The following is a 21,476-nucleotide window of genomic DNA, read 5'->3' as shown; positions in this document are numbered from 1 at the left end:
ATCCACGCATGGCGTGGATCTACTGGGAACCGGCCTCGTTCGTTTTTCGCCGAATGCGGATGTCCGTCGGCGCTGCAGTAGATCCACGCCATGCGTGGATGGCGGTCACCCGGCCGCCAACAACCCCGGCTGCAACGCGCTGAAAATCCGCGCCAGCCGCTCCGCCCACGCCTGCTGCCCGGCGGTATCGGCGATCAGGTCCTGGCGGATCTCCAGTTCCACATGCACCAGGCCCCGGCCTTCGCCGTGCACCGGTACCGCGTAGTCGCTGGTACTGCTCACCGAATACGGTTCGTTGTCACCCACCACCAGGTCGCCTTCATCGCGCAGTGCCTGCAGCAGCGCATGCGCAAAGCGCGTGTCCTGGTGGTACAGCACACCGGCGTGCCACGGACGTTGCATCCCGTTCATCGCCGGGGTGAAGCTGTGCATCATCACCAGCAGAGTGGGGCGGCCGGCATCACGGCGTGCATCAAGTTCGGCCTCGATACGCGCGTGGTAGGGCGCGTGGATCGAATCGATGCGTTGCTGCCGCTGCGCCGCCGACAGTCCGGTATTGCCCGGTACCACAGTGTGGTCGCTCATCTCCGGAATCAGCGTGGGCGAGGCCAGCGGGCGGTTGCAGTCGATCAGCAGCCGCGAATAGGTCTGCTCGATCGCCCAGGCATCCAGCAATGCCGCCAGCGCACGGGTGGTGCCACCGATGCCGATATCCCAGCCGATGTGGCGGTCCAGCTCGGCCTGGGCCAGGCCAAGCCCGGCCAGCGCGCGCGGTACCTGCTGGCCGGCATGGTCAGCCAGTAGCACGTACGGCGACACGCCCTGCGGCTGATGGATGGTGTGGATCGCCGGGTCACCGGCGCCCAGCAGTGCTGGCAGCACATGCAGGTCGGCGTCAGCCACGCGGGCGCCCGTCCAGGTGGTGCTCGATCATCCACAGCCCGGCCCAGAGCTTGGCGTCCAGCGCGTAGCCTTCCCCCATCTTCTGCACCAACCACGCTGCCGCCTGCGCACGCGGGACCTCGTGCACAGTGATGTCCTCGCTGTCATCGCCGCCACCTTCGCCGATCCGACGCAGGCCGGTGGCGCGCACGAAGGCGATCTTTTCGCTGCTGGCGCCGGACGACGTCGGGCCGATCATCAGCACTTCGGCGTGATCGGCGGTCCAGCCGGTCTCTTCCTCAAGCTCTCGCACGGCCGAGACTTCAATCGACTCGCCTGCATCGATGTCGCCGACCAGGCCGGCCGGCATCTCGATGGTCGGTGCCTGCAGGGGCACGCGGAACTGTTCGACGAACAGCACGTTGTCCTCGGGGGTGACGGCGATGATGATCGCCGCCAGGCCACCGGCGTGGGTGCGTTCGCTGTACTCCCAGGTGCCGCGCACGACCATGCGCTGGTACTTGCCTTCATAGACGACACGCGGGGCTTCGGTATTTCTCTGGCTCATGCGGGCTCGCTGGAGGAGGGAAGGGGATTGTCGGGGCCGGCCGCGGTGGCCGAACCGGGATCGTTCACGCCTGCGGCGCTGAACAGACGCCGGCGGGTCAGCGGGCCGAAGCGCAGGGCCTGGCACAGGCCGCCCAGCAGCTCCGGGTCGGCCGTCTGGCGCAGCAGGCCGGGCTGGCAGCCTTCCAGCGGCGCGTCCAGCGCGATGGTGGTCAGCTGCCGCCAGAGCTGGGCATGCTCGCGCTGCTCGCGCAGGCGCACCGCCATCTGTGCGGCACCGCGCAGGCGCAGGAACGGCACTTCGTCCAGCCGTTCGTAGAGCACGTCCATGCTGCCGAAATGGGCCAGCAGCACCGCAGCGGACTTGCTGCCAACGCCACTGATACCGGGAATGTTGTCCACCGCATCGCCGCACAGCGCCAGGTAGTCGGCAATCTGGTGCGCGTGCACGCCGTGCCGCGCCTTCACCCCGGCCACGTCCCAGCGCTGGTTGCGCGCGTAGTCCCACTGCTCGTCGTGGTCCACCAGCAGCTGCGACAGGTCCTTGTCGGCGGAAATGATCAGGCCGCGATGGCTGTGCCGGTGCTGGTGCAGGGCACTGCCGATCAGGTCGTCGGCCTCGTAGTCATGATGGGCCAATACCACCAGGCCCAGCGCTGCGCACAACGCCTTGCAGTGCACGAACTGGCGCTTCAGCGCTTCCGGCGCCGGGTCGCGGTTGGCCTTGTAGGCCGCGTACAGGCGGTGGCGGAAGCCACTGTCCAGCGCCTCGTCGAAGGCGATGGCGATGTGCCGGGGGCGTTCGCGCTCGAGCAGGTCCAGCAGGAAGCGGGCAAACCCGTGTACTGCGTTGGTCGGCCAGCCCTGGCTGTCCTGGAACTCGTCCGGCAGCGAATGCCAGGCGCGGAACACGTAGATGCTGGCATCCACCAGGTACAGCGGTGGCAGCGGCACGGCATTCACGGCGCTCACTGGCCGGTCCAGTCCTGCAGCAAGGCCGCGGCGTCCGGCCGCTCGCGCTCAGGCACCTCGGCCTTGGGCGTGCCGATATGGATGAAGCCGGCGATGCCCTCGCCCTCGGTGAGGCCAAGGTGCGCCTGCACGACCGGGTCGAAGGCCATCCATGCAGTCAGCCACTGAGCGCCGAAGCCCAGCGCCTGTGCGGCCTGCAGCAGGGCGAAGCAGACACAGCCGGCGGTCATCAGCTGTTCCTGCTCGGGCACCTTCGGGTCCGGGCGTGGGCTGGTCACCACCACGATCACCAGTGGTGCATGGCTGAAACGCTGGCGGTCTTTCTCGATCACGGCCTCGCCGGCGTGCGGGTCACGCTGGCGGCTGCGCTCGGCCAGGAAGTCGCCCAGAGTGTGACGCGCATCGCCGGCAATCTTCAGGAAGCGGAACGGCACGCGCTTGCCGTGGTCAGGCACGCGTACTGCTGAAGCCAGCATCCGCTGCAGAGTGGCCGGATCCGGTCCGGGCTCGCCCAGTTGCCGCGAAGGCACTGAGCGGCGGGCATCCAGGGCAAGCAGGGCAGCGGGGTCGGGCATGGAGTCTGAACCGGTCGTCACGGGTGTTTGATTATAGTCGGGGTGGCCAATGGCGCCGTCTGTGTCGCGTCCGGACCCTGAATATCAAACTGTGATGAACATCATGCCACTGGCGGGAAACGGAGGACCGCTTCCCCTCGCCTCATGGGCCTTGCACCGCTTACGATACCTATCTTGCCGGGCCGCCGGTCATGAGGTTTGAAGTGAGGACTGTTTCACTGTCCGTGACGGGCTGGCCGGCCTACCATCGACGTACCGGTACATGGGGTGTGCCGGTCGTCGCGATGTCCATGCTGTCTGTCGTACCAGAGAAGGTGGGGAGCCTTCCCGAATGATGAGCGCGCCCACACCGATGGGATCGCCGGGCCGTGACCCGGCACAGCTCCAGCGTGCCCGGGACATGGTCCTGCCCGCCCTGTGCCAGGCCTTCGGGGCCGCACTGGCGCGTTTCGACGATGCCCTGTTCGACCGTGCCGGCAATGCCGGCTCGTCGCAGCTGCTGTTCCTGGATGCGATGCGCGAACTGCGCCGCCGCCGCGAGGACATCGCTGCCGCCTTCGCCGGCCATCTGCAGCAGGCCTGGGATGCGCTGGCCAGTGGTGAGCCGCTGTCGGCCGAGGCAACCCTGTCGGGCCCGGCCGAGGACAGCCTCAGCCTGCTGGATGAGCACGTACTGGAATCGCGGTTGGCGGTGCGCAACTTCGCCACCGTGCTGCTGCGTGATTTCAAGCCGGTGCTGGCACGGCTTGATCGCCGGCTGGGGCGGCTGATCGGTGGTGCCGAGCTGGATGCCGACCACAACCCGATCAGCCCCGAGCACCTGGGCGTTGCCATCCACGAAGCCTTTGCCGGCTGCGAGCTGGCGCCGGAAGTACACCTTGTGCTGATCAAGCTGTGCGAACGCGACCTGCGCGCGCCGGTGGGTCGCATCTACGAAAAACTGGACGAACAACTGGCCGCAGCCGGCGTGATGTCGCAGATGGGAGCGCCGCAGCGACCGCTGTCAGCCGCACCCGATCCGCGCATGCCCCCGGGCCTGGACGATCTGGTCGAACAGCGCCAGGGCGCGGGCTTCGACGGCGAATCCGGCGATGACGAACAGGCCGCACCGGCCTGGGCACAGCGCTTCGCCGCACGCTGGTCCGAGCGCCGCGGCCACATGCAGCAGCACCTGGGCGCTGAAGACAGCGGTGGCACCGGCGAGGCCTACGCGGGCCAGCAGGGCATGCTGCTCGAAGCGCTGCATGAACTGCTGCAGCAGACCCGCCATGTGCGCGAGGACGCAACGTCGGCCGCGCAGGTCGCCGTCGGCCAGCATCGCCCGCTCAGCCAGCGCGAGATGATGTCGGTGTTGTCGCTGCTGCAGGCCACACCCAGCGCCACGCTGCGTGCAGCGATCGGCGAGGACGGCGAATCACTGGCGCAGCGGCTGAAGAGCGAAGTGCTGTCCAGCGCCACACGCCTCGGCGTGGATCCGGGCCAGACCCGACTCGATCCGCAGGACGAGGATGCGATCGATCTGGTTGGCATGCTGTTTGACGTAATGCTGGACGAGCGCGAACTGGAAGGTCGCTCGCGCGAGCTGATCGGCCGCCTGGTGGTGCCCTTCGTCAAGGTCGCCATGCTCGATCGCCGCATGTTCGTGCAGAAGACCCACCCGGCGCGCAAGCTGCTCAATTCGCTGGCCGAGGCCTGCGAAGGTAATACCGGCGAAAGCCAGGCCGAGCGCATGCTGATGGCCAAGGTGGAAGAGATCATCGAGCGCCTGGTGGCCGAGTTCAACGAGAACCTGGCGATCTTCCTGACCCTGGAAGAAGAATTCCGCGAATTCCTGGTGCAGCATCGCCGCCGCGTGGAAATCGCCGAGCGCCGTGCTGCCGAAACGCAGCGCGGCCAGGAAAAGCTGGAAATGGCCCGCAGCCGGGCCGGTGCCGAACTGGATCGCCGCATCGGCGATGCCACCCTGCCGTCGGCCATCGCCGAGTTCCTGCGCCAGCCGTGGCAGCACCATCTGACCCTGGCGCTGCTGCGCGAAGGTGAGGACGGGGCATCGGTGGCCGAGGCGCTGAGCCTGGGCGATGGCCTGCTGGAGGAAGTGGCCGAAGCGCGCCGCCAGATCGTCGGCAAGCCGTGGCTGCAGGCCTGGCAGCCATTGCTGGCCAAAGTGTTCGCCAGCGTTGGCGTGCACGGTGATGCGGCCACCGCCGCCATCGATGCGCTGCACGATACCTTGCAGGGCATTGCTGAATCGCGGCCGGAACTGCAGCGCGCGCTGCCGGAACTGCCGCAGGTCGCGCTGCCGGCACCGCCGGTGGCCGAATCGCCGGCGGTGGAGTTGAGGGGTCAGATCGACGCCGATGACTTCGACAATGCCGACGCCGATCGCTTCCGTCGCATGGAGATCGGCAACTGGCTGGACTTCGTCGACAAGGACGGCAAGGTCCAGGCCGGCAAGCTGTCCTGGGTCAGCCCGATTTCCTCGCGCCTGTTGTTCGTCAACCGCCGCGGCGTGCGCTTCTGCGTGGCCTCGCCGGAGGAACTGGCGGTGATGGTGCGGCTGGGCCGCCTGCGCGCCCACGTTGACGATGGCGCCTTCGACAGCGCCATGCAGGGCGTGATCGATCGGCTGGACCCGGGCAGCGCCACCCTGCACTGAGGGGTGGCCGCCTGCTAGGATCGGGAAAACACACCGATCAGCGGGGACCTGCATGGCCGTGGCGTTGCTGGGGATCAAGGAGACCGCGCCGGGCGAACGGCGTGTGGCACTGACGCCGGAGACCGCGCGCAAGCTCGGTGCGCTGGGCGTCACCGTCTGGTACGAAGCCGGTGCTGGCCTCGCCGCGGGTTTCACCGATGCTGCCTATGACGATGCCGGCGCGCGCGTCTTCGACGCCAGCCGCTGGAGCGAAATCGACATCCTGCTGTGCGTGCAGGCGCCGCCGGCTGCGGTGCTGGCCCAGTTGAAGCCCGCCGCCAGTGTGGTCGGTCTGTTGACCCCGGCCAGCGATCCAGCCCTGGCCGCGTTGGCCAGCGACGACCGCCTGTACCTGTTCCCGCTGCAGCAGCTGCCGCGCACCACCCGTGCGCAGGCGATGGACGTGCTCAGTTCGCAGGCCGGCATGGCCGGTTACAAGGCCGCGCTGATCGCCGCCGAGCGCGCACCACGCTTCTTCCCGATGCTGACCACCGCGGCCGGTACCGTGCGCCCGGCCAAGGTGCTGGTGATCGGTGCCGGCGTGGCAGGCCTGCAGGCCATCGCCACCGTGCGCCGCCTCGGCGCGCAGGTGGAAGGCTTCGACGTGCGTCCGGAAACCCGCGAGCAGATCCAGTCACTGGGCGCGCGCTTCCTCGATCTCGGCGTGAGCGCGGCCGGCGAGGGCGGCTATGCGCGCGCGTTGACCGACGAGGAGCGCGCCGAGCAGCAGCGTCGACTGGCCGATCACCTGCGCAGCGTGGACGTGGTCATCTGCACCGCTGCGGTACCGGGGCGTCCAGCACCGACCATCGTGACCGCCGCGATGGTGGAGGGCATGGCCACCGGCAGCGTGATCGTGGACCTGGCCGCCGAGAGTGGCGGCAACTGTGCACTGACCCAACCGGGGCAGTGCATCGAGCATCAGGGCGTGACCATCGATGGCCCGCTGGGCCTGGCCAGTCGCGGCGCGACGCAGGCCAGTGAGATGTATGCGCGCAATCTGCTCAACTTCGTCGCGTTGTTCGTGCGCGAAGGAGCGCTCGGTTTCGATTGGGAAGACGAACTGCTGGCCAAGACCCGCTGGCAGGCGTGAGTCGGCAGCGCCGGTTGTCTTCCCGGTAGATCCACGCCATGCGTGGATGAACGGCCCAGTGTGCGGACCAAGGTCCGCACCCACCATGCGGATGCCGGCGTTACCGCGGCTTCGCCGGCGGCGGGTTGTCGCGCACCCAGTCCTTGCGCTGTTCCGGCGTCATCTGCGACCAACGCTCGCGCAGCGCGTCGCGCTGGGCCGGCGGCAGTTCCCGCATCTGACCGAACAGGGCGCGCGCCTGCTCGCGCTGTTCCGGGCTCATGTGCTCGAAGCGGCGCAGGCCACGGCGGGCCTTGTCGCGTTCTTCCGGGCTCATCGACTGCCAGCGCTGGCCATGCGAGAGCATGCGCTGGCGCTGGCCGGCATCGGCGCTGTTCCAGCGGTCGCGCAGCGGCGCCAGCAGGGATTCGCGCTGGGCTTCGCTCAGTTGCTCCCACGCCGGCAGTGGTGCTGCCGGTGCAGGGCGTGCGGCAGGCGCGGGCGCGGTGCTCTGCGCCAGCGCCGGGACGGCCGGCAGCAGCGACAGGATCAGCAGCAGCGGCAGGGTATGCAGTCGGGACATGGGTTCACTCCATCGCCAGGTCGTTGTCGCCCAGCCACAGGTACAGATCGGGATTCTCGTCGTACAGCGCGCTGTTGTCTTCCACCGATGCAAGTATCGGCGCCGGCGCCGGGCCCGTCAGCGTGTCGTGACCGGTGAACTGCAGGCCGATACCCAGTGCCACCACCAGTGAACAGGCGCTGGCCAGCCACCAGCGCCCGCGCCCGCGATGGGCAGCCGTGGCGCCATGTCGGGCCTGGCGCAGCCGTGCCAGCGTCGCCGGCGGCAACGCCTGCAACGACTGCGCGTGCAGGCTGCGCAGGGTGTCATCGGAAGGCAGGGAACGGTTCACGGGTGGGTCTCCAGGTAGTCCTGCAGCGCCTGCCGGGCGCGTGCCAGATGGGTTTTTACCGCGCCTTCGCTGCAGCCCATGGCACGGGCGGTGGTGGCCCCGTCCAGGTCCTGCAGCACGCGCAGGGTGAAGGCTTCGCGCTGGCGTGCAGGCAGGGTTCGCAGCGCCTCCACGAGTTGCTGGTACTGCTGGCGTTGTTCATGCGCCTGCGCCGGATCCGGGCCGGGATCGGCCCAATCGATTTCGCCGCCATCGGCATCCTGGTTGTCACGCCAGAACGGCAGGCGGAAGCGTCGCCGGCGCTGCAGGTCGATCACCCGTCGGCGCAGGATGCTCCAGAACAGTGGTGCCCATTCGGCGGCCGGCTTGTCGGCGTAGTCCAGCATGCGCAGCAGGGCATCCTGCACCGCGTCCAGCGCATCCTCGCGCTGGCGCAGGCCGGCCTCTGCGAAGCGGAACGCACGCGGGCCAACGCTGGCCAGGAACGCCTCCAGCGACGCCGGCAGGGCATCGGTCTCGGCGCTCGGGGGGAGGGGGCTGCTCACCAGCACAGGGTACGGTTCCACACTCGGGGTCACCATCGACAACGCGTGAGCGCGGCTTCGGTTGACGGCGGACGCGCGCCGGGTTCAGCCCATGGTTATGATGGGGCGACGAAGACAGAGCAGGAGCGTTGCCAGTGAGTAACGGGTTCGTAGCGCTGTACATCTTCATGCTGGCCGCCATTGCCGGCCACGTGATCATTTCGCGGGTGCCGGTGATCCTGCACACCCCGCTGATGTCAGGTTCCAATTTCATCCACGGTATCGTGCTGATCGGCGCGATGGTGGTGCTGGGGCACGCGCAGACGCCGCTGGAAAAGGCGCTGGGCTTCCTCGCCGTGGTGCTCGGTGCCGGCAATGCCGCCGGTGGCTACGTGGTCACCGCGCGCATGCTGGAAATGTTCAAGCCGAGCGCCCCCAAGCGCGGCAAGGACGAACCGAAGGAGCCGCAGGCTTGAACATCAGCACCGTCGAACTGCTCGATTGGCTGGTCAAGGCCAGCTACCTGGTTGCCGCCACCCTGTTCCTGCTGGGCCTGCAGCGCATGGCCTCGCCGCTGACCGCGCGCAGCGGCATCCGCTGGGCCGGGCTGGGCATGCTGCTGGCTACGGTAGCGACCTTCTTCCTGCCCGAACTGCACAACGTGCCGCTGATCCTGGTAGCACTGCTGCTGGGGGCCGGCCTGGCCTGGTGGTCGGCGGGCAAAGTGGCGGTCACCGACATGCCGCAGATGGTGGCGCTGTACAACGGCATGGGTGGCGGCTCGGCGGCGGCCATCGGTGCGGTGGAACTGCTGCGCTACGCCTTCCTGTCCAATCGCGATACCACTCACTGGAGCCCACAGGCGCTGGCCGACCTGGCCGCGCGCCAGCCGTCGGGCACGGTGCTGCTGCTGGCAGTGGTTGGTGCGGCCATCGGCGCGGTGTCGCTGTCCGGTTCGGTCATCGCCTGGGCCAAACTGGATGGTCGCCTCGACAAGCGGGTGACCTGGCCGGGCCAGCAGGTGATGAACCTGCTGGTCGCGCTGGCGGTGGTGGTGCTGGGCATCATCGCGGCCACCACGCTCAGCACCTGGGCCATCGTCGCCTTCTTCGTGCTGGCACTCGCCCTGGGCGTGCTGATGACGCTGCCGATCGGTGGCGCCGACATGCCGGTGGTGATCTCGCTGTACAACGCATTCACCGGCCTGGCGGTGTCATTCGAAGGCTATGTGCTGGGCAACGAGGCGCTGATCATCGCCGGCATGATGGTTGGCGCGGCGGGCATCCTGCTGACCCGGTTGATGGCCAAGGCGATGAACCGGCCGATCCGCAATGTGCTGTTCTCCAACTTCGGCGGCGCCGCGGCAGGCGAGGCGCAGGCGATTTCCGGATCGCAGAAGCCGATCGAAGCGGCGGACGTGGCGGCGATGATGGGCTTTGCCGAGCGGGCGGTGATCGTGCCGGGCTACGGCATGGCGGTGGCCCAGGCCCAGCACAAGATCTGGGAACTGGCGCAGCGCCTGATCACCCGAGGGGTCAAGGTGAAGTTCGCCATCCATCCGGTGGCCGGGCGCATGCCCGGGCACATGAACGTGCTGCTGGCCGAGGCCGGCGTGCCCTACGACCTGATCGCCGACATGGACGACATCAACCCCGAGTTCGCCAACACCGACGTGGTGCTGGTGATCGGCGCCAACGATGTGGTCAATCCGGTGGCACGCACCGACCCGGCCAGCCCGATCTACGGCATGCCGGTGCTGGATGTGGTCAACGCGCGCAACGTGGTGGTGATCAAGCGCGGTAAGGGCACTGGCTTCGCCGGCATCGAGAATGCGCTGTTCTATGCCGACAACACCCGCATGCTCTACGGTGATGGCGCCGAAGCGGCGGCGTCGCTGGTGAGCGAGCTGAAGGCGCTCGACGGCGGGCATTGAGGCCGTACCGGTAGCGCCGGGCCATGCCCGGCGGCTTTTCGTGCGGACCGCTGCGCTCGCCGGGCATGGCCCGGCGCTACCCCCATCCACGCGTGGCGTGGATCTACGGCGGGCATTGAGCGGCGGCTGCATCCGGTAGGTGCGGACCTTGGTCCGCACGCTTCTGCCGGCCAGCGGCCGGCACTACCGCCCATCCACGCGTGGCGTGGATCTACGCGCTCAGCGCGCCAGCCAGGCGCCTACGGCCACGCCCACGGCCAACCACAGCCATTCCACGGCGCCATTGGCCAGTGTGATCAGGGTCCAGGCCAGATGCGGACCCATCCGCATCGTTGCGTCCCACAGGCCCAGCCCGATCGAGCCGCCCATCCAGGCACTGGCGATGGTCCAGTTGGCCACCGCAGCCACCAGCAACGTGCCCAGTACCACCAGGGCGATGCGCAGGCGGCCCGGACCCAGCGTACCCATGCGCAGCATGAACACCAGCTCCAGTGCGGTCACCACGGCCATCCAGCCGACCTGCCGGCCGGTCATCAGGGCCAACACCATCCAGGCGAGGGGAGCAACAAGCAGGCCCAGCAGCAGCATGAGGGGCCAGAGCCAGGTCACGGTCCTGGCACGCGCGGCATTGGAGGACATCGAAGCTCCCTGAAAGTCATCCACAGGATACTGTGGTTTGCCGCAGTGCACCGGCGAGGGTAGGGCGGCTGGGCTAGAATGCGTTCTTGCGTGGCCTTGGCCACGGCCCCATATCGGTCCCCATGTATTCCCGTAGCAGCGAACCTGTCCACTTCGAACGCGATTGCGAGGCCGTGATGGTCCCGCAGGGCGATACCGTGACCCTGCCCGCCGGCAGCTATGGGTATATCACCCAGGCGCTGGGTGGCAGTTATTCGGTGTTCGTGGAAGGCAACCTGTTCCGCATCGCCGGCAAGGACGGCGACGCCATCGGCAAGGAGGCCCCGGCACCGCTGGAGCTGCCGGCCGATGCGACCGACGAGCAGGTGGAGCAACTGGTGTGGCAGCAGCTGCGGACCTGCTTCGACCCGGAAATTCCGGTCAACATCGTCGAACTGGGGCTGGTCTACGAGGTCGAGATCAAGCATCTGGACGAGGGCCAGCGCGAGATCGATGTGAAGATGACCCTGACCGCACCCGGCTGCGGCATGGGCGACATCCTCGTCGACGACGTGCGCAGCAAGCTTGAAATGATTCCGACGGTGGCCGAGGCCGACGTCGACCTGGTGTTCGACCCGCCGTGGAACCAGCACATGATGTCCGAGGCGGCCCGGCTCGAGACCGGCATGCTTTGACCCAGGGCCCGCAGTGACGCGGGCCCGGCATTACCCGCAACCAGAACAGGAAATCTCCGGTGTCCCAGTCCATTCCCAGCTTCGCCGTCACCCGTTCGGACCACCCGCGCAGCGCTGAAGAGCGCGCCCAGATCCTGGAGAAGCCGGGCTTCGGCCTGCACTTCACCGACCATATGGTGGAAGTGCGCTGGGACAAGGACACCGGCTGGCACAACGCCAACGTGCGTGCCTACGGCCCGCTGCAGCTGGATCCGGCCGCGGCCGTGCTGCACTACGGCCAGGAAATCTTCGAAGGCATCAAGGCCTACCGCCATGCCGACGGTTCGATCTGGACCTTCCGCCCGGATGCCAACGGCCGCCGCCTGCAGCGTTCGGCGCAGCGCCTGGCGCTGCCGGAACTGCCGGTGGAGATCTTCGTTGAATCGCTGAAGCAGATGATCGCCGTCGACAGCGCCTGGGTGCCGTCGGCCGACGAGTCGAGCCTGTACTTCCGTCCGTTCATGATCGGCGATGAAGCCTTCCTCGGCGTGCGCGGCGCGCACAAGGCCGGTTACTACGTCATCGCCAGCCCGGCCGGCCCGTACTTCGCCAAGGGCGTCGCCCCGGTGTCGATCTGGCTGTCCACCGAATACGCACGTGCGGCCAAGGGCGGCACCGGTGCGGCCAAGTGCGGTGGCAACTACGCCGCTTCGCTGCTGCCGCAGCAGAAGGCGCAGGCGCAGGGCTGCTCGCAGGTGCTGTTCCTCGACCCGGTCGAAGGCAAGTACCTGGAAGAACTGGGTGGCATGAACGTGTTCCTGGTCTACAAGGACGGCACCCTGGTCACCCCGCAGCTGTCGGGCAGCATCCTTGAGGGCATCACCCGCGAGAGCATCCTGCAGCTGGCCCGCGACCGTGGCATGAAGGTCGAAGAGCGCAAGGTGACCATCGATGAGTGGAAGCAGGGCGTGACCTCCGGCGAGATCGCCGAAGTGTTCGCCTGCGGTACCGCTGCGGTGGTGACCCCGATCGGCCAGCTGAAGGGCGAAGGTTTCTCGGTGGGCGACATCAACGCCCCGGCCGGCGAAGTGACCATGTCGCTGCGCAAGGAACTGACCGACATCCAGTACGGCCGCCTGCCGGACCGCCACAACTGGCTGGTCAAGCTGGGCTGATCGCCCACGCCCGTCTGTAGAGCCGAGCCCACGCTCGGCTGCGTTGTTCCTGGAAAGCCCGTCCCTGTGACGGGCTTTCTGCGTTTTGGTCAGGTCGGTGGGGTCAGATCCCTTTTCCGTGGGAAAAGGGATCTGACCCCATCCACCTCCGACCCCAAATCGGCGGACGCCGATGTCGGCAAAGTCATTGCAGGACACGTGATGACCCAGTCAGGTGCGTGCAGGGCACGAGAAAGTTCCTTCACCTTCACAAACCCTCGACCCGGGAAGTCTCAGAACGAACATTTCATCTTGCTGAAAAGACACTGAAAATCTTGTGGTGTCCGGTTTTGGTCTTTAGCGTCATCTGCACGGCGGATCGGAAGGGGGATCCGCTGGCTCTCCGGACTTCGAACCTCGCCATTGCAAGCCAGCCCACGGTTCGGGCCGGTGCTTCTGCCGATTCCGGCATTCACACCACTAGAAAGGGAAATACGATGTCCCAGGTAACGCAACCGCGTGTGCGTCGAGTGTGGGTGGTCCTTGGTGCGTCCGTTCTGTCATCGCTGCTGCTGGCCACGCCTGCGCTGGCCGGTGATGTCCAGCTCAGCGGCCTGCAGTCCGCACAGACCCACCAGCGTTTCATCGTGAAGTACCGCGACGGCAGCGCACCGGTGGCCAACACCACCGCACTGGCCTCTTCACTGAAGAGTGCCGCCGCCGGCCTAGCCAGCAGCCAGGGCCGCGCGTTGGGCCTGCAGCAGGTCCGCAAGCTGGCCGTCGGCCCGACCCTGGTCAGGACCGATCGTCCGCTCGACCAGGCCGAATCCGAGCAGCTGATGCGCAAGCTGGCCGCCGACCCGAACGTGGAATACGTCGAAGTCGACCAGATCATGCGCGCGACGCTGACCCCGAACGACACCCGCTTCAGCGAGCAATGGGGCTTCGGCACCTCCAATGCCGGCATCAACATCCGGCCGGCGTGGGACAAGGCCACCGGTACCGGCGTCGTGGTGGCGGTGATCGATACCGGCATCACCAACCATGCCGACCTCAACGCCAACATCCTGCCCGGCTACGACTTCATTAGCGATGCGGCGATGGCGCGCGACGGCAACGGCCGCGACAACAACCCGAACGATGAAGGTGACTGGTACGGCGACAACGAGTGCCAGGCGGGCTACCCGGGTTCGAACTCCAGCTGGCACGGTACCCACGTCGCCGGTACGGTGGCGGCGGTGACCAACAACAGCACCGGCGTGGCAGGCACCGCGTTCAACGCCAAGGTCGTGCCGGTGCGTGTGCTGGGCAAGTGCGGCGGCTACACCTCCGACATCGCCGACGCGATTGTGTGGGCCTCCGGCGGCAGCGTCAGCGGCGTGCCAGCCAACGCCAATCCGGCCGAGGTCATCAACCTCTCGCTGGGCGGCGGTGGCAGCTGCTCGACCACCTACCAGAACGCGATCAATGGCGCGGTCGGCCGTGGCACCACCGTGGTGGTCGCGGCAGGCAACAGCAACACCAACGTGTCCTCGTCGGTGCCGGCCAACTGCCCGAACGTGATCGCGGTGGCGGCCACCACCTCGGCCGGTGCGCGTGCCAGCTTCTCCAACTATGGCAACGGCATCGATATCTCGGCACCGGGCCAGGGCATCCTGTCCACCCTCAACAGCGGCACCACCACTCCGGGCAGCGCCAGCTACGCCTCGTACAACGGTACCTCGATGGCGGCACCGCACGTGGCCGGCGTGGTTGCGCTGATGCAGTCCGTGGCCCCGAGCCCGCTGAGCCCGGCGCAGGTGGAGAGCATCATCAAGAGCACCGCACGTCCGCTGCCGGGTGCCTGCTCGGGTGGTTGCGGCGCCGGCATCATCGACGCCGACGCGGCCGTGGCTGCAGCGATCAACGGCGGCGGCCCGAACCCGGGTGGCAACGTGCTGCAGAACAACGTGCCGGTGACCGGCCTGGGTGCCGCCAGCGGCGCTTCGCTGAGCTACACCGTCAACGTTCCGGCTGGCAGCACCCAGCTGCGCGTGGCGATCAGTGGCGGCAGCGGTGACGCCGACCTCTACCTGCGTCAGGGCAGTGCCCCGACCGACACGGTGTACACCTGCCGTCCGTACCTGAGCGGCAACGCTGAAACCTGCACCGTCAACAGCCCCGCCGCCGGCACCTGGCATGTACGGGTGAAGGCGTACAGCACCTTCTCGGGCCTGACCCTCAACGCCCAGTACTGAGCCCAAGCCCCTCTCCATGGGCACGCCCCGGCTCCGGCCGGGGCGTTTTTCTTCGGGCAGGTGCCGACCTTGGTCGGCACGCTGTTCCTCAAACCGACTCGAAGCGGTTCGCGGCCACGTTCTTGCGCACATGCTGCGGATCGAAGATCCGGCCATTCATCGCGATGTACACGCCGCTCGGCAGCGACTGCACCGCACCGATCGCACAGCCGATGTTGAACTCGGCATCCGACCCGCGGAAACGCGCCGGGCTGAGTGCGCCGGTCATCACGATGGTCTTTTCCGGAATCGTCGCCAGCACCTGGCCGGTCTGCACCATCGAATCGGTGCCATGGGTCACCAGCACGTGGCGGGTCGGCTGTGCGGCGATGGTGGCGCGGATCAGCTCGCGATCCTCATCGTTGATGTGCAGCGAATCCTTGCGCAGGATCGGAATCACGTTGAAGCGGAACGTCACGCCCAGCTCGCGTAGGATCATGCCGATCTGAGGGTCGCCGATCTGGTAGTCCGACTTGTCGTCGAAATAGATCTTGTCGATCGTGCCACCGGTGGTGACGACCAGGAGCTCTTCCATCATGTGCATGCGCGAAACCAGGACAGGTACAGCGGCGCGGGGCCAGGAACACAGATGATACGGCCCGGCGGCCGCAGCGTCAGCGTCGCTTGCCGAAGCGGGCACGCAGCCCGGGCAGGCTGGCACTGAAGATCACCAGCAGCGCCAGGGAGATCTCGATCAGGGCCAGCCAGCGCGTTTCCGGGTGGCTCCAGGCGCTCATCACGCCGTGGCTGAACCAGCCCAATGCCAGTACCGATGCCCAGAAACCGGCCTTGCGCCAGCCCAGGCGCAGCGCCACGGCCAGCGCCAGCGGCGGCGCGGTGAACACCAGCTGGGTGGCCAGCCAGTGCTTGTCATTGATGAACCAGCCGGCGAACAGCGCGGCCAGCCCCATCAGGGCCAGCAGCAGGACCGTGCGCGGCGGGCGGTTCATCGGGCCAACCGCTGTGCGATGTCGGCCACCCGGCGGCCCAGCGCGCGCGCCAGCACTGCCTCGTCGTCGGTCGGCTGCGGATCGTCGGCCGCGCCGGCCACATGGCTGGCGCCATACGGCGTGCCGCCACTGGTGGTATGGCTCAATGCCGGTTCGGTGAACGGGATGCCGACGATCACGCAGCCATGGTGCAGCAGCGGTACCTGCATCGACAGCAGGGTCGATTCCTGGCCGCCATGCATCGAGGCGGTGGAGGTGAACACGCCGGCCGGCTTGCCGGACAGGGTGCCGTTGACCCATTCGGCGCCCAGCCCATCAAGGAAGTGCTTCACCGGCGCGGCCATGTTGCCGAAGCGGGTCGGGCTGCCCAGCAGCAGGCCCTGGCACTCGACCAGGTCCTGCACGCTCACGTAGGGGGCGCCATCGTCGGGCACCGGCGGCTGCGCGGTCTGGGTCACTGCGGCCACCGGCGGCACCGTGCGCAGGCGCGCAGTCATGCCCGGCACTTCGCCGATGCCCCGCGCGATCTGGCGCGCCAGCCGTGCCACTGAACCGCCCCGGCTGTAGTACAGCACCAGAATCTCGCCCATCGTGACCGCTTCTCCTCGTCGTGTGAGTACCAGTATGGCTATCCTGCGAACATTCCGCATCGGGTACCCTTTCGCCGATGGAACCTTTGGATACGCTCAACCTGTGGATGGAGCGCGCGCGGGATCGCGCACGCGCCATCAGCTTCGGCCGCTTCCTGTGGCATCGCTTCCTCGACGACCGCCTGTTCCAGGCAGCGGCGGCGCTGGCCTACACCACGGTGTTCGCGCTGGTGCCGCTGGCCATCGTGGTGTTTGGCGTGCTCTCGGCCTTCCCCGTCTTCGACCGCTGGAGTGACCAGCTCAGCGATTACGTCTTCTCCAACTTCGTGCCCAATGCCGCACGCGCGGCCGAAGGCTACCTGCGGCAGTTCTCGGCCAGTGCCGGACAGCTCACCGCCGCCGGCTTCATTGCGCTGGTGGTGTCACTGCTGATCACCCTCAATAGTGTTGAAGAAACCTTCAACCAGATCTGGCGCGTGGGCTCGACCCGGCCCAAGTTGACCCGCTTCCTGGTCTACTGGACCGTGCTGACCCTGGGCGCGATGCTGGCTGCGGCCTCGCTGGCGGTGTCGGCGCGGGTCTTCGCGATGCCGCTGTTCGGCACCCAGGAAGGCCGCTGGCTGGCCGACCTGGCGCTGCGGCTGGCACCGATCCTGATCGAATTCGTCTGCATCACGCTGATGTTCCGCGTGGTGCCGCACCACACGGTGAAATGGCGGCACGCGGTGCCTGGTGCGATCCTCGCGGCGGTCATCCTGGAACTGGTGAAGTGGGGCATCGGCGCCTACCTGGGCAGCTTCCAGTCCTACCAGAAGCTCTACGGCACAGTGGCCTTCGTGCCGATCCTGCTGCTGTGGATCTACCTGTGCTGGGTGGCGGTGCTGTTGGGTGCATCGTTGTCTTCGTCGATGGCAGCCTTCCGCTACCAGCCGGTAGAGTTGCGCCTGCCGCAGGGCTACGAGTTCTATGGCCTGCTGCGCCTGCTCGGCCGCTTCCACCATGCCCGTGCCAAGGGCAAAGGCCTGGCCGACGACGAGATCCTGCGGCTGGAGCCGATGCTGACCGACTCGCTGCTGCAGGACCTCATCTGCAACCTGCAGGAGATCGGCCTGCTGCGCCGCGATGAGCGCGGCGAGTGGCTGCTCGCGCGCGACCTGGAGCAGGTCAGCCTGGCCGATCTGTACGAATGCACCCAACTGCGCATTCCAGTGGCCGAGCAGCACCTGCCGTATCGCGACGACACCCTGGGCCGTGCCGCACTGGCGGCACTGGACGACCTGCGACTGCCCCTGCGCGAACGCCTCAAGCGCAAGGTCAGCGACATCTACACCGATTCTGGAGACACGCCATGACCCGCAAGCCCCCGTTGCCGCTGCTGCTCCCGCTGGCCCTTGTGCTGGCGCTGGCCGCCTGCAAGCCCGCGCAGGAACCGACGCCCGCCAGCAGCCAGCCGCCAGCACAGGCGCCGACGCCGACTACGCCGGCGCCGGTGGATGAGACCCCGGCCGAGCGCACCACCGCCGAGTTCCCGACGCTGAAGATGAAGGCGGTGGACGGCAGCGATTACGATCTGGCTGCGCATCGTGGCAAGTGGGTGGTGGTGAATTTCTGGGCGACCTGGTGTGCACCGTGCCGCAAGGAGATGCCGGAACTGTCAGCGCTGCACGCGATGCGCAGCAACATCGAAGTGGTCGGCCTGGCCTATGAAGACATCGAGGTGCCGGAGATGCAGTCGTTCCTGACCAAGCATCCGGTGACCTATCCGATCGTGATCGTGGACCCGTTCGATCCGCCGGCCGACTTCGCCACCCCGCGTGGCCTGCCGTTGACGCATCTGCTGGATCCGCAGGGCAAGCTGGCGCACAGCTTCCTTGGCCCGGTGACGGCCGCCGACATCGAAAAGCAGATCGCTGCTGCCAAGTAGTGGGGTTGTCGGCAGGGCCTGCGACCCTGCACCTGCTACGAACCAAGGCAACAGCAACAGCCGAAGCAAAAGCGGGTTACCTGTGGGTAGGCGGGGTGGGTCCGGTTGCGGGGGGCGCTGCAAGTACGTCCATGTAAGCTCGGTCGCCGCTTGCTCGTGCGCGCAGTCCTGCGCACACGGCAAGACCGGGGTTGGGCGTCCTGCCCAACTCGCCCGAGGCATGCCTCGGGCCCATGCGGCTCACGCCCCCGCAACCGGACCCACCCCGCCTTCGACAGTTTCTCGCGACCTGCAGTAGATCCACGTCATGCGTGGATGCTCTTCGTTCCATTGTCGAAATATTCGATTTCGATTGAGATTCATCCACGCATGGCGTGGATCTACTGTGTCGACCAAGGTCGACACCCGCCAACAGCTGCCGGAATCTGTCAGGGGTGGGGCGGTGTCGGAGTGCGGGGTGTCCGCGGCATGGATGCCGCGGCCAAGCCCCCATGGACGGGTTCACGGCGTCCCCGCACTCCGACACCGCCCCACCACCCCACGGAATACCCGCCGTTGCTGTCGCTGTCGCCTTTGCTCTGGCTTCGGCAGGTGCAGGGCGCAGCCCTGCCGAACAACCCTAATCTTCGACCGGGAAGTCCTCGATCGGCTTCAGCACATCGTAGTGCTCGCGATGCAGCTTGCCCTTCAGCTTCGGCAGCTCCGGCAACGGTGCATCCACCCGCGTATCCGGCAACCGGTCCAGCAGGTTGCGCACCAGGGTCAGCCGGCCCAGCCGCTGGTCATTGAAATCCACCAGCGTCCACGGCGCTGCCTCGCGATGGGTCGCGCGCAGCATCGCCTCGCGGGCCTCGGTGTACGCGCTGTATTTGCTACGCGATTTCAGGTCCACCGGGGAGAGCTTCCAACCCTTCAGTGGATCGAGGTGGCGCTCGGCGAAGCGTTTTTCCTGCTGTTCCTGGTCCACGCACAGCCAGTACTTGAACAGCAGGATGCCGTCGTCCGCCAGCAGCTGTTCGAACACCGGCGCCTGGCGCAGGAACTGCTGGTACTCGGTTTCGCTGCAGTAGCCCATCACCCGCTCGACGCCAGCGCGGTTGTACCAGCTGCGGTCCATCAGCACGATCTCGCCGGCGGCGGGAAGATGCGAGGCGTAGCGCTGGAAGTACCACTGCGTGGTTTCACGGTCGGTGGGTTTGGGAAGTGCCACCACCCGGCACTGGCGCGGGTTGAGATGCTGGCTGATGGCCTGGATCGCACCGCCTTTGCCCGCCGTATCACGGCCTTCGAACAGCACCAGCAGGCGCTGCCCGCTGTGCTGCACCCAGCGCGCCATCGCGGTCAGTTCCAGCTGCAAAGGCAGCAGCAGTTCGTCGTAGTCCTTGCGCTTGAGCTTGGCCATCGTCACACCACGCGGGGAGGAAGCCCGAGCGTAGCGCAGGGGGCGCTCAGGCGATGTCGAGGCCCTGCCAGCCATGCTCGCCGGCCAGCCGCTGCAGCAGCGCCGAAAGGTCGTGGGCAAATCCAGCCATGTCGAACAGGCCACTGTCTTCGCGTGCCTTTGCCAGTTCAGCGCGCAAGGCCGCCAGCGCTGCAGGGTCGTTGCCCAGCGCGCTGGCAGTGGTGATGAACGCCGCATCGTCGGCGACATTCATCCGCGCCAGCCCCAGATGATGGTTGAGGCTGCCGGCCACGCGCGCAGCGAAGGTGTCGCCGGGGCAGGTCAGCACCGGGCAGCCGGCCCACAGCGCGTCCGATGCCGTGGTATGGGCGTTGTACGGGTGGGTATCGAGGAACAGGTCGGCCAGCTGATACCGGGCCAGGTACTGCGGATGCGGCAGCTTGGCCATGAACACCAGGCGCGCCGGGTCCATGCCAGCGGCCTGTGCGGCGGTGCGCAGGCGGGCATCGGCCCGGCCGGGGCCGGACAACAGCCACAGCACGCTGCCAGGCACTGCCTGCAGTACGGCGAAGGCACGGCCCATGCTGCGTGGGTTGAGCTTGTAGCTGTTGTTGAAGCAGCAGAACACCACGCCGTGCTCGGGCAGTCCGCAGTCCGCGCGTGTCGGCGCGTGTTCCAGCGCGCGCGTGTTGTCCGACGGCTGGAAGGCGCGCGGCAGGCGCAGCACGCGTTCGCTGTAATGCGGTTCCAGCGACGGTGGTAGCGCGAAGTCGTCGCCCATCACCGCATCCATCCACGGTGCGCCGGACGTGCCGGGGTAGGCCAGCCAGTTCAGCTGCAGCGGGGCAGGGCGCATCGCCAGAACTTCCGGCGTGCCGCCGCCGCCCCATCCGCGCAGGTCGAACAACAGATCGATGCCCTGTGCGCGGATGCGTGCCGCCGTATCGGCATGGCGCAACCCCACCACGTCATGCAGCTGGGTGGCGTTCTGCAGGCGTTGGCGGATGCGGCTGCCATCATCGGCATTGAGCGCGAATAGATGCAGTTGCAGCGCCGGGTCCAGCCGCAACTGTTCGAGCAGGGCCACGGTCAGCAGGCCGGTGGGATGGGCGCCGAAACCATTGGAGAGGAAGCCCACGCGAAGTGGACCTCGCTCGCGCAACCTCGCCGGGGGGAGCGGCCGTACCGATGCGGCAACGGCGGCTGCGCGCGCACGCGCGCAGGCCAGCTGTTCAGCCGCGCTGGCGTCTTCGCTGAGAAACGCGAAGGGCTCAACCACGCCCTGGCCCGATGCCAGCGCGCCGCGCACCTGTGCAGCCAGCGCATCCACATCCTGCCAGTCGCACAGGCGGCGCTGCCAGGCCAGCCGCTGGGCGGCGATATAAGGCTCAGCCGGCATCAGTGCATGCGCGCGCCGATAAGCCGCCGACGCGCCTTCGGCATCATCGGCATCTTCCAGCGCATGGCCCAGCCACAACGCGATGCCCGGGTGCTGCGGCGCCAGCGCCGAGGCCTGGCCAAGCAGCTTCGCTGCGTCGGCATGCGCGCCGGCCATCCACGCCACGCGGCCCAGCCGCGCCAGCGCTTCGGGATGATTCGGCCGCAGCTGCAATGCGCGGCGTGCCGCCTGCTCGCCGGCGGCGATGTCGCCAGCTTCCAGCTCAAGATCGGCCAACATCACCCAAGCGACGAAGTCGCCGGGTTGGCGAGCGATCGCCTGTTGCAGGTGTTGCCGCTGCTGCCAGGCCGACATC

At 67.5% G+C, this 21,476-nt stretch carries 22 protein-coding genes; 9 read left to right on the top strand and 13 right to left on the bottom strand.

Going from position 1 to position 21,476, the window contains the following annotated elements; genetic code table 11:
* Nucleotides 1-105 precede the first annotated feature (105 nt).
* The 4 genes from ABR323_RS01700 to ABR323_RS01685 are packed head-to-tail and all read right to left on the bottom strand — an operon-like array spanning nt 106 to nt 2,996.
* Entirely contained in the window at nt 106-903 is a 798-nt protein-coding gene (locus tag ABR323_RS01700) for an N-formylglutamate amidohydrolase (protein ID WP_439447963.1), read from the bottom strand.
* Complete coding sequence (locus ABR323_RS01695; RefSeq protein ID WP_439447962.1) at nt 896-1,450, bottom strand: NUDIX hydrolase; 555 nt, start codon at nt 1,448-1,450, stop codon at nt 896-898. Before ABR323_RS01695 ends, ABR323_RS01700 begins: the two co-directional genes overlap by 8 nt.
* On the bottom strand, nt 1,447-2,433 hold the full coding sequence (locus ABR323_RS01690) for a 5'-3' exonuclease (protein WP_439448167.1): 987 nt from the start codon (nt 2,431-2,433) through the stop codon (nt 1,447-1,449). Before ABR323_RS01690 ends, ABR323_RS01695 begins: the two co-directional genes overlap by 4 nt.
* Nucleotides 2,418-2,996, bottom strand: a complete 579-nt coding sequence (locus tag ABR323_RS01685; RefSeq protein ID WP_439447961.1) for a nitroreductase family protein — start codon at nt 2,994-2,996, stop codon at nt 2,418-2,420. Before ABR323_RS01685 ends, ABR323_RS01690 begins: the two co-directional genes overlap by 16 nt.
* Before the next feature lie 331 nt (nt 2,997-3,327).
* Between ABR323_RS01685 and ABR323_RS01680 the strand changes: the two genes are divergently transcribed.
* The gene (locus ABR323_RS01680) at nt 3,328-5,652 is read left to right on the top strand and encodes a DUF1631 domain-containing protein (RefSeq protein WP_439447960.1); all 2,325 of its coding nucleotides are present in this window, start codon (nt 3,328-3,330) and stop codon (nt 5,650-5,652) included.
* A gap of 52 nt (nt 5,653-5,704) precedes the next feature.
* Nucleotides 5,705-6,784, top strand: coding sequence for an NAD(P) transhydrogenase subunit alpha (locus tag ABR323_RS01675; RefSeq protein ID WP_439447959.1), 1,080 nt, complete (start codon nt 5,705-5,707; stop codon nt 6,782-6,784).
* 100 nt (nt 6,785-6,884) lie between these two features.
* On the opposite strand, the gene ABR323_RS01670 is transcribed toward ABR323_RS01675, so the two are convergent.
* Genes ABR323_RS01670 through ABR323_RS01660 form a run of 3 tightly spaced genes read right to left on the bottom strand, consistent with a single transcriptional unit; the run spans nt 6,885 to nt 8,258 of the window.
* On the bottom strand, nt 6,885-7,346 hold the full coding sequence (locus ABR323_RS01670; protein ID WP_439447958.1) for a DUF3106 domain-containing protein: 462 nt from the start codon (nt 7,344-7,346) through the stop codon (nt 6,885-6,887).
* A 4-nt stretch (nt 7,347-7,350) separates the two neighbouring features.
* Entirely contained in the window at nt 7,351-7,677 is a 327-nt protein-coding gene (locus ABR323_RS01665) for a hypothetical protein (protein WP_439447957.1), read from the bottom strand.
* Complete coding sequence (locus ABR323_RS01660) at nt 7,674-8,258, bottom strand: RNA polymerase sigma factor (RefSeq protein WP_135272404.1); 585 nt, start codon at nt 8,256-8,258, stop codon at nt 7,674-7,676. Before ABR323_RS01660 ends, ABR323_RS01665 begins: the two co-directional genes overlap by 4 nt.
* A gap of 98 nt (nt 8,259-8,356) precedes the next feature.
* Between ABR323_RS01660 and ABR323_RS01655 the strand changes: the two genes are divergently transcribed.
* The gene (locus ABR323_RS01655; RefSeq protein WP_439447956.1) at nt 8,357-8,677 is read left to right on the top strand and encodes an NAD(P) transhydrogenase subunit alpha; all 321 of its coding nucleotides are present in this window, start codon (nt 8,357-8,359) and stop codon (nt 8,675-8,677) included.
* The gene (locus ABR323_RS01650) at nt 8,674-10,134 is read left to right on the top strand and encodes an NAD(P)(+) transhydrogenase (Re/Si-specific) subunit beta (protein ID WP_439447955.1); all 1,461 of its coding nucleotides are present in this window, start codon (nt 8,674-8,676) and stop codon (nt 10,132-10,134) included. The genes ABR323_RS01655 and ABR323_RS01650 overlap by 4 nt, the downstream gene beginning before the upstream one ends.
* Before the next feature lie 219 nt (nt 10,135-10,353).
* Here ABR323_RS01650 and ABR323_RS01645 read toward each other — a convergent pair whose 3' ends face one another.
* Nucleotides 10,354-10,773, bottom strand: a complete 420-nt coding sequence (locus ABR323_RS01645; RefSeq protein WP_135272407.1) for a hypothetical protein — start codon at nt 10,771-10,773, stop codon at nt 10,354-10,356.
* Between the two features lie 122 nt (nt 10,774-10,895).
* Between ABR323_RS01645 and sufT the strand changes: the two genes are divergently transcribed.
* From sufT to ABR323_RS01630, 3 genes are all read left to right on the top strand, one after another.
* The gene (gene sufT, locus ABR323_RS01640; protein WP_012479222.1) at nt 10,896-11,447 is read left to right on the top strand and encodes a putative Fe-S cluster assembly protein SufT; all 552 of its coding nucleotides are present in this window, start codon (nt 10,896-10,898) and stop codon (nt 11,445-11,447) included.
* 59 nt (nt 11,448-11,506) lie between these two features.
* On the top strand, nt 11,507-12,601 hold the full coding sequence (locus ABR323_RS01635) for a branched-chain amino acid aminotransferase (protein ID WP_135272408.1): 1,095 nt from the start codon (nt 11,507-11,509) through the stop codon (nt 12,599-12,601).
* Between the two features lie 476 nt (nt 12,602-13,077).
* A complete protein-coding gene (locus ABR323_RS01630) occupies nt 13,078-14,817 on the top strand; it encodes a S8 family peptidase (protein WP_439447954.1) in 1,740 nt (579 codons plus the stop codon).
* Nucleotides 14,818-14,905: 88 nt separating this feature from the next.
* On the opposite strand, the gene ABR323_RS01625 is transcribed toward ABR323_RS01630, so the two are convergent.
* The 3 genes from ABR323_RS01625 to wrbA form a co-directional block, all read right to left on the bottom strand.
* Nucleotides 14,906-15,391: an asparaginase domain-containing protein gene (locus tag ABR323_RS01625; RefSeq protein WP_041864473.1), complete on the bottom strand. Its 486-nt coding sequence runs from the start codon at nt 15,389-15,391 to the stop codon at nt 14,906-14,908.
* A 79-nt stretch (nt 15,392-15,470) separates the two neighbouring features.
* Nucleotides 15,471-15,806 (bottom strand): DUF2069 domain-containing protein, encoded by a 336-nt coding sequence (locus tag ABR323_RS01620; protein WP_439447953.1) that lies wholly within the window; start codon nt 15,804-15,806, stop codon nt 15,471-15,473.
* On the bottom strand, nt 15,803-16,396 hold the full coding sequence (gene wrbA / locus ABR323_RS01615) for an NAD(P)H:quinone oxidoreductase (RefSeq protein ID WP_012510135.1): 594 nt from the start codon (nt 16,394-16,396) through the stop codon (nt 15,803-15,805). The genes ABR323_RS01620 and wrbA overlap by 4 nt, the downstream gene beginning before the upstream one ends.
* 77 nt (nt 16,397-16,473) lie before the next feature.
* Between wrbA and ABR323_RS01610 the strand changes: the two genes are divergently transcribed.
* Complete coding sequence (locus ABR323_RS01610) at nt 16,474-17,748, top strand: YihY family inner membrane protein (RefSeq protein WP_135272412.1); 1,275 nt, start codon at nt 16,474-16,476, stop codon at nt 17,746-17,748.
* On the top strand, nt 17,745-18,320 hold the full coding sequence (locus tag ABR323_RS01605) for a redoxin domain-containing protein (RefSeq protein WP_439447952.1): 576 nt from the start codon (nt 17,745-17,747) through the stop codon (nt 18,318-18,320). The genes ABR323_RS01610 and ABR323_RS01605 overlap by 4 nt, the downstream gene beginning before the upstream one ends.
* A 619-nt stretch (nt 18,321-18,939) precedes the next feature.
* Here ABR323_RS01605 and ppk2 read toward each other — a convergent pair.
* Both ppk2 and ABR323_RS01595 read right to left on the bottom strand, forming a co-directional pair.
* Nucleotides 18,940-19,722: a polyphosphate kinase 2 gene (ppk2, locus tag ABR323_RS01600; protein ID WP_439447951.1), complete on the bottom strand. Its 783-nt coding sequence runs from the start codon at nt 19,720-19,722 to the stop codon at nt 18,940-18,942.
* Nucleotides 19,723-19,768: 46 nt separating this feature from the next.
* Nucleotides 19,769-21,475, bottom strand: coding sequence for an O-linked N-acetylglucosamine transferase family protein (locus ABR323_RS01595; protein WP_439447950.1), 1,707 nt, complete (start codon nt 21,473-21,475; stop codon nt 19,769-19,771).
* Nucleotide 21,476 lies beyond the last annotated feature (1 nt).

Source organism: Stenotrophomonas sp. ATs4 (genome assembly GCF_051861585.1).
Lineage (GTDB): Bacteria > Pseudomonadota > Gammaproteobacteria > Xanthomonadales > Xanthomonadaceae > Stenotrophomonas > Stenotrophomonas maltophilia_AS.
The sequence above is the reverse complement of the archived record's forward strand: the minus strand, read 5'-3'. Positions and strand labels throughout refer to the sequence as shown.